This is a genomic window from Microcoleus sp. BM001215392, assembly GCF_036700185.1.
Lineage (GTDB): Bacteria > Cyanobacteriota > Cyanobacteriia > Cyanobacteriales > Microcoleaceae > Microcoleus.
Genome location: NZ_JAUBOJ010000290.1, coordinates 1 through 9942, shown reverse-complemented (window position 1 = coordinate 9942; position 9942 = coordinate 1). Strand labels below are relative to the sequence as shown.

The window sequence follows — 9942 nt, the reverse complement described above, 5'->3', positions numbered from 1 at the left end:
GCGCGAGCACTTTCGGATCGGCGCGAGCACTTTCGGATCGGCGCGAGCACTTTCGCTCGCTCTCTTGTAGTTGTTAATTATCCTCAAATTCCCAAGCGCTGATACACTAAATCTAAGTGCCTCAATTGATACTGCGGATCGAAACAATCATCAATTTCCTTGCTCGTCATCTTAGCTGTTACCCGATCGTCCTTAGCAATCAAATTGTAGAAATTGCCTTCAGCTTTGTTCCAAGCTTCGTGGGCGCAAGATTGCACAATTTTATAGGCGTCTTCGCGACTCGTGCCTTTTTCTACTAAGGCTAACATCACCCGCTGGCTGAAGATAACTCCGCCGTAAAGATTCATGTTTCGCTTCATGTTTTCGGGATAGACTAGCAGGTGTTTTACTAAGTCTGTGGTTTCCACTAACATAAAGTGAGTAACTGTAGAACTGTCGGGCAAAATCATCCGTTCCACGGAACTGTGAGAAATGTCTCTTTCGTGCCAAAGCGCTACATTTTCTAAGGCTGCGACGGCGTTGGCGCGGACAATTCTTGCCATTCCAGTCAGTCTTTCCGATCGAATTGGGTTGCGTTTGTGGGGCATGGCGGATGAGCCTTTTTGCCCTTTGGAAAAGAACTCTTCGACTTCGAGAACGTCGGTGCGTTGCAGGTTGCGGATTTCTACTGCAAAACGCTCGATCGATGCGGCTAAAAGTGCTAAGGTTTGGACGTATTCGGCGTGTCGATCGCGCGAAATGACTTGAGTCGATGCACAATCCGGTTCGAGTCCGAGGTTTTGACAGGCGATCGCCTCAATGCGCGGATCGATATTAGCATAAGTACCGACTGCACCGGAGATTTTGCCAACTGCAATGGACGATCGCAAATTCACCAATCTTTCACGGCTGCGAAACACTTCCGCCAGCCATCCTGCTAGTTTAAAGCCAAAGGTGATGGGTTCGGCGTGAATTCCGTGCGATCGGCCAACCATCACAGTATTGCGGTGTTGTTGCGCCTGATAGCGAATAGCTTGGCTCAAATCTTCGACACGTTCCAACAAAATATCAACGCTGGCGACTAATTGCAGCGCCAAAGCGGTATCGAGCACATCGGAACTGGTCAAACCGAGGTGAATGTAGCGGCCGGCATCGCCTACATATTCGTTGACATTTGTCAAGAAAGCGATCATATCATGGCGGACTTCGGCTTCAATTTCGAGGACTCGTTTGGGGTCAAAATTAGCCTTAGCTTTAATTTCTTCGACTGCGGCGGCGGGGATGTAGCCGAGTTCGGCTTGAGCTTCGCAGACAGCAATTTCTACTTGCAGCCAGCTTTTGAGCTTGGCGGTTTCAGTCCAGATGTTGCCCATTTCGGGCAGAGTGTAGCGGTCAATCACGGTTGGGGTTGGGGAATGCGATCTCACCATTGTACATCTGTGTGGGGATGCAAGAGTCATGGGACTTAGACATGGGGCCCAGAAACCGGGTTTTTTACGAAAATATTTTGTTGTAGCCCGCAGATTTGGTAAAAACCCGGTTTCTTTGGTTGGAGTGAACAAACTAGGTTTTTGTATTTTTGTAGTTTGGGCGATCGGCTACAATATCCTAAACCTTGTTAGCTGGCATTCTTCTCTCTTCGCCTATAACCATGAATAACCATTACAGTCTCATCATCCAGTGGTCAAAAGAAGATCAACTTTTTGTTGTCAGCTTGCCTGAGTTTACTGATGTCATGCAGCCTTGTACTCACGGACACACTTACGAAGAAGCGGCAAAGCACGGACAAGAATTGTTAGAAACATTGATTAAACTTTATCAAGAAGATGGCAAGCCTCTACCAGAACCTCAGACGTTGGGAAAACGATTACAGATAGCGTAAAATTTTTGTACAATGTCTGGTACCATTTGCTTATGCCTAAGAAGATTAGAGAATTGAAAAGCCTATTACTAAAAGCAGGATTCGTTTGTCAGCCAGCAAAAGGCAGTCATAGTAAGTGGAAGCATCCCAAATTAGCCAAGGTAATTATCATAGCTGGCAAAGACGGAAATGATGCTAAACTATATTTAGAGAAGTCAGTCAACGAAACACTTGAGGCGCTAAGGCAAATCGAAGCAGAGGAGACAGAACCATGAAATATACAGTTGTTATTCAATGGTCAGAAGAAGATCGGTGCTTTGTCGTGTTTTTGCCGGAATTTGAGGATGTAATGCAGCCGGTAACTCACGGAGATTCTTATGAAGAAGCTATCTACAATGCACGAGAGGTACTGGAGTTACTAATCGAGAGTTGCCAAGCTGAAGGTAAAGCATTGCCAGCAACTAAGAAGCTAGAACGATTATTTCAGGCTGCATAAATTTGTTCAAATAAATATCAGTCGAACCAAGCTCGTAAATAAAGTATGAGTTGGATCGGCGATAATATTCGTCGCTTGTTGCGATAAGTTTTGGGGAGAGATCGCCAGCCAAATCAAGACGTGCGTATCCAGCAAAATATTCATGCTTCACCCAACCAAAACCCATCAGGAAGTGGCTCGTTAAAATCCTCACTCATCCAGCCCATCCCTTGATGCAGGCCCAAAACCCGTTGTTGCCCAGGAAGAGGTTCAGCTTCAACTGAAGTGTTTTCGGGGCTCTAACGCATCTGTCGTTCCAGCAAAAACTCTGCGAAAGTTAACAAAAGCTGCTGATTTTCCGGGAGTAAGTGTTGTAACTTGCCTAGCAAATCTTCCAAAAGTTCGATCGTTTGATAAGTCATCTTCCCTCAATGTTGGCGAGAATCTCATTCTTAATAAAAATACCCAAGCGATCGGCTTATCAGAGCGCTTACTGTTTTATTTTAACTGAGCGATCGTCCTATTGTACATCTGCGAGGTATCGGTCTTGAGTCGGGATGGGGAATTTGGGGCGATCGAACTTTCCAAATATGTGACACATCGTCCGTAGACCGATCGTCCGCAGAGACTGACAATTGGCAGATGAGTCGATCTAAACAGAAGATTTTGCGTGCTTTAGGTCATCTGGTAAGGCAACACAGGACAGCATTGGGAATTTCGCAAGAAGAACTCGGATTGCGGGCTAATTTAGACCGCACCTACATATCTGGAGTCGAACGTGGAGTCAGAAATCCCTCTATCACGGCAATTGCAAGTCTAGCTAGCGGCTTAGGTTTGACAGTTTCCAATCTTCTTGACAATCTAGAAATAGAAGCGGAAAATATAGAGTGAGCAATCAAGATTTAGCAACTACAATTAAAGCTCAATTAAAACAAGACTCAACCCAATTGAGAGTTTTAAATCTTTTATCAGACCAACAATGGCATTGTCGAGAGTGCGAAGGCAAACAGATAGCATCAGCTCAATATGCCGGAGGTGGTGGTATTCAAGGATTGCAGCGCGGAACAAGGAAGCGGCCGGGTCTTGTTATTCAAACAGAAAAGAGGTACTGTCGAACTTGTCAAGCAATACGACTGGGCGATTTGTGGACAGGAGAGATCAAATCAGCAAATTCTGCTGCTAACATACCCGGTTCTCTGGTAAAAAGAATTCTCGAAGTTTACTCTTATACAGATGTAATCGAACAGAGAAAACGAGCCGCCCATGAGTTGGTAATTGATCATAGGTTTCCGATGGAACGCTGGGGAGATAATGAACCACCGCATTTGGTATCTATGAGCGAATCTGAAATAAAGAAAAAGTTTCAGTTGCTCAAAAAAGATGATTCAGGGAATCACAATCTTCTAAAATCTCGAAGCTGCGAACGCTGCATCAAAACAGGGAAAAGAGGCACACCTTTTGGAATCAAGTTTTGGTATGAAAAGGGCGAAGACTGGCCTTCCATACATCAGCGCGGTGCTGAATCTGAGGAAGGCTGCACAGGATGTGGCTGGTATGATTTTGAAACTTGGCGAAATGCTCTCAATCAAAAACTAGCTGAATCTGTTCGGGAGGTTTAATCGGAACTAAGCTAGGTTTGTTAAGTGCAATATCAGTCAAATATGGCATAAGTGCAAAACCGATACACTCTGCTAAACGGGGTGGCACGGCATTTCCGATTTGCCACATTGCCTTTTTCATTGAACCTTCAAAAATAAATGAATCCGGGAAAGTTTGCAATCTAGCCATTTCACGAGCAGAAATAACACGATTAAGATGAGGATGAATATGAGTGCCACCATGATTTTCTTTAACAGTCATACTCGGTTTTCCCGGATACTGTCGCTTGAAAGCATCGGCGTAGCTTTCATACAAAGAACCGCCTGGTGGAACTTTAGCAAGTCTTTCCATGTACTCAGCAGAATGACGAGTCCATTCGTGGTTGATTTCTGGGATGGAAGTATACTCTGGTAAATTATCAATTGCTGACTCGATTGCTTTGTATTGTTCTGGCAACAATTGCGACTTGGGATAGGGATTTTGAATCCCAAATCTATTGGCAATAAAAATAGCTCGCGGGCGGATTTGCGGGACTCCATAGGCGGCTGATTCCAGAATAGCAACGGACATATGGGGATAGCCAATTTCCTGAAAAGCTTCGCAAATTGCTTGTTTAACAGCTCCTTTTTGCATAGTCAATATTCCGGGTACGTTTTCCATGACAACATACCAAGGACGTATTTCAGAGACAACGCGGACAAACTCTCTAAATAGGCGATTTCGAGGGTCGTTCGGGTCGCGTTTTCCTGCCACTGAGAAGCCTTGACACGGCGGCCCACCTACCACAACATGAACTTGTGGCGAACCAATTTCAGCGAGCAATTTTTGGGGATTTAAGTTTTTGATATCGTCGCACAAGTGATGGCAATCCGGGAAATTTTTTGTATGAGTTGCCGAGGCGATGGGATTAATTTCAACGCTTGCGACTGGTTTAAAACCTGCTTGCAATAAACCTTGTGTCATGCCGCCCGCACCGCAAAAAAGATCGACAAATGTATAGTCTGATTTTGGCAGTGACTGAGATTTAATATCAATGAATATCTTGTAGGGGTCGCAGTCATTTGCTTCTAGTTCGCGTTGGATGCGTTCGTAACGCCCTAATTTTGCTTTCTTCTGCTTTTTGGCAGGAATTAATTCGGACTCGTTTGAGAATAAAGACAGTTGTATTGCTTCCATTTTATATTTGTTTACGGCGTTCTATCTGATGTTGCCCACTTGGGGGAGAGTGTAGGGTTATATGGCGGTTGGAGGTCTGGGAAAGCGCCCTATTGTACCGCTTGACATCCGTCTTGAGTCAGGTTAAGTAACTTGAGGTGAGAGAGGCTATATCAACGGTCACGCAATGCTTACGCACGTTCTGATTTTGAATATTTCGTTTGTTCCGGATATTGCAATTATAGCAAGTGTAGTGTTATATTTAATTCAAAACTCAAGTATTTTATGTCGGACAAACACTTACAAACCTTGTGCCAGTAATGCTGTACAGGTTTTTCTTGATTGCAGCCCCAACGTGTTGAGCATGAGAGTGACTGGCTCTGCTACAATCAGGGGTTTCAATCCCTGATAGGGATTTGAGCCTCTGATTTTAGCATATTGGCTTTCTACCTCCAAGAAAAACATACCAAAAGAGAGATTTATTATGTCGAGGCAAAAAGCATCGCAAGAATCAGTTTTAGTTCAAGAACCCGAAAAAGCATCAATAGACAAATTAGAGCAAATACTGAGCAGAGAATCTGCACAGCCCAAATTAGTCGGAAGTAACGGAGAAGAGATACTGATTCCCGAATCTGTTTACAGCTTTCTGCGTCAAATTGTTCATGGAATGGCATCAGGTAAATCTGTCTCGGTAGAACTTCATAATCCTGAAATGACAACGCAGGAGGCTGCCGACATCCTGAAGGTATCGCGACCCTTTTTTGTCAAATTATTAAATGAGGGAGAAATTCCTTATATCAAAGTAGGAAAACATCGGCGTGTTCTTTTGCAAGATGTAATTACTTACAAGGAACAGCGTCAAGTGAAGCGTCGCCAAGGAATGAAAGAATTAAGCCAATTTCTTCAGGAGGAGGGGTTTTACGGCGAAGGGATATGCGAAATAGCTCAGGAGTAGAATGGAAGCTGTATCTGTTATTTTAGACTCCTGTGTCATCTTCCCTATGCCTCTATGTGATACGCTGCTGTCTGCTGCTGAGGATGATTTATACTGCGTTCATTTTTCACAAGAAATTCTAGATGGTGCTACCCGCAATCTTGTGAAAAACGGAAAAATGACAGATGCCAAAGCTGCACGTTTTCAGACAATGATCAAAAACACCTTTCCTGAAGCAATGGTCGAAGTGCCTGCAAGTTTGGTGGAAGCAATGACAAATCATCCGGGCGATCGCCATGTTTTAGCTGCTGCCATAATAGCAAACGCTAAAGTCATTGTCACAGATAATCTGAGACACTTCCCGCAAGAAGCTTTAGAACCCTACGGCATCGAAGTGCAGCACCCGGATGTATTTCTGACTCAGCTTTTTGAAAATGACGCTGAATCAATGGTTGAGGTAATTCGGCAGCAGGCTGAGGAGCTAAAAAAACCGCCTCTTACTGTTGCCGAACTTATTGACAACTTAGAAAAAAATAATAGAGTTCCAGAATTTGTTCGTAGGGTTCGTTTATACGAATACTGCGATTTGGTAATTGACACTGCGAAAAAAGCATTAACTGTCTTGGGATCTCCAGCAGCAGAAGGGGGTCGATCTTATCAAGGAGATCGATATCGACTCTGGATGAAGGGGCAAACTCTAACAATTACTGCTAAAGATAGCCGTGGCGAAATCCTGCGAGTTCAAAATATGGAAATCAAAGGTAATATATCATCAGAAGATGTCAAATTATTCCAAATATTTGCTCAACGTTTAGAACAAGAGCTAGCAACAAATGATGTTGACTAGCAATCAGCTCACTACTGCATCCGATCGATCGTGCGATACTGCACCGCCTCCCCCACATGATTGGTTTTCAAGCTTTCATCCCCCGACAAATCAGCAATAGTTCTCGCCACCTTCAAAATTCGATCGCTAGCCCTAGCCGACAGCCCCAACTTCCGAATCGCCATCTCCAATAAATTCCGCGAAGCATCATCCAACTGACACCATTGGTTAATATGGCTGCTTTGCATCTCCGCATTACAGCGCAAACTAGATTCTGACTTAAAACGGTTAGTTGCGATCGCCCTTGCCTTCTGTACCCTCACCCGCACCGGTTCCGACTCCTCCCCCGTCGGCTGTCGTGTAATCTCCTCCGGTTTCAAACGATTCACCGCCACTTGCAAATCGATCCGATCCATCAAAGGCCCCGAAAGTTTTGCCCAATATTGCTCCCTTTTTTGCGGCGAACAAGTACACTGTTGAATAGAGTCGCCATAATAACCGCAAGCGCAAGGATTCGTACTCGCAACTAAAGTGAATTGCGCCGGAAACATCACCGATTGTCTAGTCCGAGAAATTGTCACATAACCATCTTCCAGCGGTTGCCGTAAAAACTCTAAAACATCTCTTTTAAACTCAGTTAATTCATCCAAGAAAAGGATACCACGATGTGCTAAAGAAATTTCCCCTGGACGCGGAAAACTGCCGCCACCGACCAGAGAAGGGCCGGATGCTGAATGGTGAGGACTGCGAAAAGGTCGATCGCCCACCAAGCTGCCCTTATCCTTCAACAACCCCGCCACCGAATGAATTTGAGTCACATCCAAAGCCTCCTCAAACGTCAGCGGCGGCAAAATACCCGGCAAACGTCTCGCCAACATCGTCTTACCGCTCCCTGGCGGCCCCACAAAAATCAAATTGTGTCCCCCCGCCGCTGCAATTTCCAAAGCCCGCCGCGCGTGAATTTGCCCCTTCACATCCTTTAAATCTAAACCCGGAATCCGCTTTTTTGCTAACTCTTCTCTACCGTTTACTTCTACGGGCGAATACACATGAGGATTGTTTAAAAAATCAGTAACTGCAAAAATATTCTCAAAACCATAAACAGATATTCCGTGTACCAAAGCCGCTTCCTGTGCGTTAGCAGCGGGTACAATCAATCCTGAAATACCCATTTTGGCAGCAGCAGCGGCGATCGGCAAAACCCCAGCCACAGCCCGCAAAGTCCCATCTAAAGACAGTTCCCCCAGAAACAAATAATTTCCCAAAAGTTCAGTGCTGACTTGTTCCGATGCTGCTAAAATGCCAATGGCGATCGGCAAATCGAAACTCGGCCCTTCCTTCCGCAAATCCGCCGGAGTCAAATTAATCACAATACTCCGCATCGGAAAACCATATCCCGAATTTTTGAGCGTAGCCTTAACTCTTTCTTTAGCCTCTTGCACCGCCGAATCGGGCAGCCCCACAACCACAATTTTCGGCAGTCCGCCCGACACATCCGCCTCGACACCCACCTTTACCGCGTCAATTCCTACGATAGATGCACTCCAAACCCTCGCAAGCATTATTTTTTATCCTCAATTTGCCTGTCCTCGATCCATCATCTATTATGATTAACAATGACTAATGAATATCAGAAGAGGCAAGAAAAACTTTTCGTTGCCTCTTCCTTTTCTCCTCTTGCTTCTCTCCTCCTGCCTCTTCCCCCTTCCCCCTTCCCCTTGTCCCCTCGCGTGTTCCGTCTTGGAAGCATCCCAAATTTTCTTTCACAGGAGTGCGAGCATCTTGAGCGCCAGAGATATACTGGCAAGCGAGCGGGACAGCAGTCTGAAAAAACGCTTTTTACTAAATCGGGATGGTTCCTCCGTCTTCCTGATGACTAATGACTGATGACTGATGACTGATGACTAATGACTTCCTTCCTTAACACCCATGACAACCCAAGAAACCCTTTTCAGCAAAATTATCCGCAAAGAGATTCCCGCAGACATCGTTTATGAGGACGACTTGGCCCTCGCCTTCAGAGATATCAATCCGCAAGCGCCCGTCCACATCCTCGTCATTCCCAAAAAACCTATTCCCAAATTAGCCGATGCCGAATCGGGAGACCACGCCCTAATGGGACACCTGCTGCTGACTGTCAAACGGGTAGCAGAACAACTCGGGCTCAGCAACGGCTATCGCGTCGTGATTAATACCGGCAACGACGGCGGTCAAACTGTAGACCATTTACACCTTCACATTCTCGGCGGACGCCACATGAACTGGCCCCCGGGCTAAAGGCTAATTTTTACGCACAACTGACGAACTCAGCTTCAGAAACCCGGTTTATTCCTACCAGTCCGCTTCAGAAATCAAGTTGATTTTTTTGTCAATAAACCAGGTTGATTGGGCATTATTGAGAATGCAGCCCGATCGCACTAGAAACCCTGTTCTCAATATTATCTATATAAAAGATTACCGCTGCATCCTTATTTTGTAAGGGCGAAGCACCTACGAATATATTTGCAAAAATCAGATGCACCCAGATTACCTTTGCCACATCCACCGATGATATGTGAATAAATATTAAAAATAATCTCTTCAATACCTAATTAAGAGATATTTAAATAGAAAGACGATCGACCTGAACAACAATAATTTAATCGAACGGCCCAACACACCTACAAACAATATATTCAGCTCTTCTGTCCGCTGTATTTTAACCGTAATTGTCTGTAACATTACTTTGTAAATAACTACAAATATTTACTAAAAATCAACGCTTGTAAATGTTTGTAAAAGTTTTTAATTGTCAGCACTAACCCCTTGGCAAACTTTAGTTAGTAGTGTTACTAATAGAAGCGTGGGGCATCCCCACAACGAACCTTGAAAATTCAATTAAGCAATCATAAACCAAATGACAACAACCTTACAGCGTCGCGAAAGTGGCAGCCTTTGGGAACGTTACTGCGAGTGGGTAACTAGCACTGACAACCGCATTTATGTGGGTTGGTTCGGGACTCTGATGATTCCTACCTTGCTCACTGCCACCGTCTGCTACATTATTGCCTTCGTTGCGGCTCCTCCTGTGGACATCGACGGCATCCGCGAACCAGTTGCTGGTTCCTTGATGT

At 44.9% G+C, this 9942-nt stretch carries 14 protein-coding genes and 1 pseudogene; 9 read left to right on the top strand and 6 right to left on the bottom strand.

Annotation, left to right across the window (positions count from 1 at the left end; translation table 11 throughout):
* Positions 1-83: 83 nt before the first annotated feature.
* The gene (gene purB / locus QT974_RS24820; RefSeq protein WP_333471071.1) at positions 84-1379 is read right to left on the bottom strand and encodes an adenylosuccinate lyase; all 1296 of its coding nucleotides are present in this window, start codon (positions 1377-1379) and stop codon (positions 84-86) included.
* 251 nt (positions 1380-1630) lie between these two features.
* On the opposite strand from purB, the gene QT974_RS24815 reads away from it, so the two are divergent.
* From QT974_RS24815 to QT974_RS24805, 3 genes are read left to right on the top strand one after another with little or no spacing between them, the layout of a single operon-like run.
* On the top strand, positions 1631-1861 hold the full coding sequence (locus tag QT974_RS24815; RefSeq protein WP_333471070.1) for a type II toxin-antitoxin system HicB family antitoxin: 231 nt from the start codon (positions 1631-1633) through the stop codon (positions 1859-1861).
* 32 nt (positions 1862-1893) lie between these two features.
* Positions 1894-2115 carry a type II toxin-antitoxin system HicA family toxin gene (locus tag QT974_RS24810; RefSeq protein WP_333247763.1) on the top strand — a complete coding sequence of 74 codons (222 nt, stop codon included), beginning with the start codon at positions 1894-1896 and terminating at the stop codon, positions 2113-2115.
* Complete coding sequence (locus tag QT974_RS24805) at positions 2112-2336, top strand: type II toxin-antitoxin system HicB family antitoxin (protein ID WP_333236623.1); 225 nt, start codon at positions 2112-2114, stop codon at positions 2334-2336. Before QT974_RS24810 ends, QT974_RS24805 begins: the two co-directional genes overlap by 4 nt.
* Before the next feature lie 6 nt (positions 2337-2342).
* On the opposite strand, the gene QT974_RS24800 is transcribed toward QT974_RS24805, so the two are convergent.
* Both QT974_RS24800 and QT974_RS24795 read right to left on the bottom strand, forming a co-directional pair.
* Positions 2343-2480: a hypothetical protein gene (locus QT974_RS24800; RefSeq protein ID WP_333471069.1), complete on the bottom strand. Its 138-nt coding sequence runs from the start codon at positions 2478-2480 to the stop codon at positions 2343-2345.
* Positions 2481-2614: 134 nt separating this feature from the next.
* Complete coding sequence (locus tag QT974_RS24795; protein WP_333471068.1) at positions 2615-2737, bottom strand: hypothetical protein; 123 nt, start codon at positions 2735-2737, stop codon at positions 2615-2617.
* A 220-nt stretch (positions 2738-2957) separates the two neighbouring features.
* Between QT974_RS24795 and QT974_RS24790 the strand changes: the two genes are divergently transcribed.
* Together QT974_RS24790 and QT974_RS24785 are read left to right on the top strand one after the other, a co-directional pair.
* Positions 2958-3206 (top strand): helix-turn-helix domain-containing protein, encoded by a 249-nt coding sequence (locus QT974_RS24790; RefSeq protein ID WP_333373807.1) that lies wholly within the window; start codon positions 2958-2960, stop codon positions 3204-3206.
* On the top strand, positions 3203-3934 hold the full coding sequence (locus QT974_RS24785; RefSeq protein WP_333471067.1) for a restriction endonuclease: 732 nt from the start codon (positions 3203-3205) through the stop codon (positions 3932-3934). Before QT974_RS24790 ends, QT974_RS24785 begins: the two co-directional genes overlap by 4 nt.
* On the opposite strand, the gene QT974_RS24780 is transcribed toward QT974_RS24785, so the two are convergent.
* Together QT974_RS24780 and QT974_RS24775 are read right to left on the bottom strand one after the other, a co-directional pair.
* A complete protein-coding gene (locus QT974_RS24780; RefSeq protein ID WP_333471066.1) occupies positions 3897-5090 on the bottom strand; it encodes a DNA cytosine methyltransferase in 1194 nt (397 codons plus the stop codon). The two genes, QT974_RS24785 and QT974_RS24780, sit on opposite strands and share 38 nt — an antisense overlap.
* A gap of 279 nt (positions 5091-5369) precedes the next feature.
* Entirely contained in the window at positions 5370-5534 is a 165-nt protein-coding gene (locus tag QT974_RS24775) for a hypothetical protein (RefSeq protein ID WP_333471065.1), read from the bottom strand.
* Between the two features lie 19 nt (positions 5535-5553).
* Here QT974_RS24775 and QT974_RS24770 point away from each other — a divergent pair, with 19 nt between their 5' ends.
* Together QT974_RS24770 and QT974_RS24765 are read left to right on the top strand one after the other, a co-directional pair.
* The gene (locus QT974_RS24770; RefSeq protein ID WP_333471064.1) at positions 5554-6024 is read left to right on the top strand and encodes a helix-turn-helix domain-containing protein; all 471 of its coding nucleotides are present in this window, start codon (positions 5554-5556) and stop codon (positions 6022-6024) included.
* Between the two features lie 46 nt (positions 6025-6070).
* Entirely contained in the window at positions 6071-6850 is a 780-nt protein-coding gene (locus QT974_RS24765; protein WP_333471063.1) for a hypothetical protein, read from the top strand.
* Between the two features lie 11 nt (positions 6851-6861).
* Here QT974_RS24765 and QT974_RS24760 read toward each other — a convergent pair whose 3' ends face one another.
* Positions 6862-8391 (bottom strand): YifB family Mg chelatase-like AAA ATPase, encoded by a 1530-nt coding sequence (locus QT974_RS24760; RefSeq protein ID WP_333471062.1) that lies wholly within the window; start codon positions 8389-8391, stop codon positions 6862-6864.
* Between the two features lie 367 nt (positions 8392-8758).
* On the opposite strand from QT974_RS24760, the gene QT974_RS24755 reads away from it, so the two are divergent.
* Together QT974_RS24755 and QT974_RS24750 are read left to right on the top strand one after the other, a co-directional pair.
* Positions 8759-9106, top strand: coding sequence for a histidine triad nucleotide-binding protein (locus QT974_RS24755; RefSeq protein WP_333268878.1), 348 nt, complete (start codon positions 8759-8761; stop codon positions 9104-9106).
* A 619-nt stretch (positions 9107-9725) separates the two neighbouring features.
* Positions 9726-9942, top strand: a pseudogene (locus tag QT974_RS24750) (photosystem II q(b) protein); the annotation flags it as partial.

Excerpts from the sequence above, each read along its gene's own strand:
- QT974_RS24780 (WP_333471066.1), bottom strand. The coding sequence starts at position 5,090 with ATGGAAGCAATACAACTGTCTTTATTCTCAAACGAGTCCGAATTAATT.
- QT974_RS24755 (WP_333268878.1), top strand. The coding sequence starts at position 8,759 with ATGACAACCCAAGAAACCCTTTTCAGCAAAATTATCCGCAAAGAGATT.
- QT974_RS24765 (WP_333471063.1), top strand. The coding sequence starts at position 6,071 with ATGCCTCTATGTGATACGCTGCTGTCTGCTGCTGAGGATGATTTATAC.
- QT974_RS24795 (WP_333471068.1), bottom strand. The coding sequence starts at position 2,737 with ATGACTTATCAAACGATCGAACTTTTGGAAGATTTGCTAGGCAAGTTA.
- QT974_RS24815 (WP_333471070.1), top strand. The coding sequence starts at position 1,631 with ATGAATAACCATTACAGTCTCATCATCCAGTGGTCAAAAGAAGATCAA.
- QT974_RS24770 (WP_333471064.1), top strand. The coding sequence starts at position 5,554 with ATGTCGAGGCAAAAAGCATCGCAAGAATCAGTTTTAGTTCAAGAACCC.
- QT974_RS24805 (WP_333236623.1), top strand. The coding sequence starts at position 2,112 with ATGAAATATACAGTTGTTATTCAATGGTCAGAAGAAGATCGGTGCTTT.
- QT974_RS24775 (WP_333471065.1), bottom strand. The coding sequence starts at position 5,534 with ATGTTTTTCTTGGAGGTAGAAAGCCAATATGCTAAAATCAGAGGCTCA.
- QT974_RS24800 (WP_333471069.1), bottom strand. The coding sequence starts at position 2,480 with ATGAATATTTTGCTGGATACGCACGTCTTGATTTGGCTGGCGATCTCT.
- QT974_RS24790 (WP_333373807.1), top strand. The coding sequence starts at position 2,958 with ATGAGTCGATCTAAACAGAAGATTTTGCGTGCTTTAGGTCATCTGGTA.
- QT974_RS24760 (WP_333471062.1), bottom strand. The coding sequence starts at position 8,391 with ATGCTTGCGAGGGTTTGGAGTGCATCTATCGTAGGAATTGACGCGGTA.
- QT974_RS24810 (WP_333247763.1), top strand. The coding sequence starts at position 1,894 with ATGCCTAAGAAGATTAGAGAATTGAAAAGCCTATTACTAAAAGCAGGA.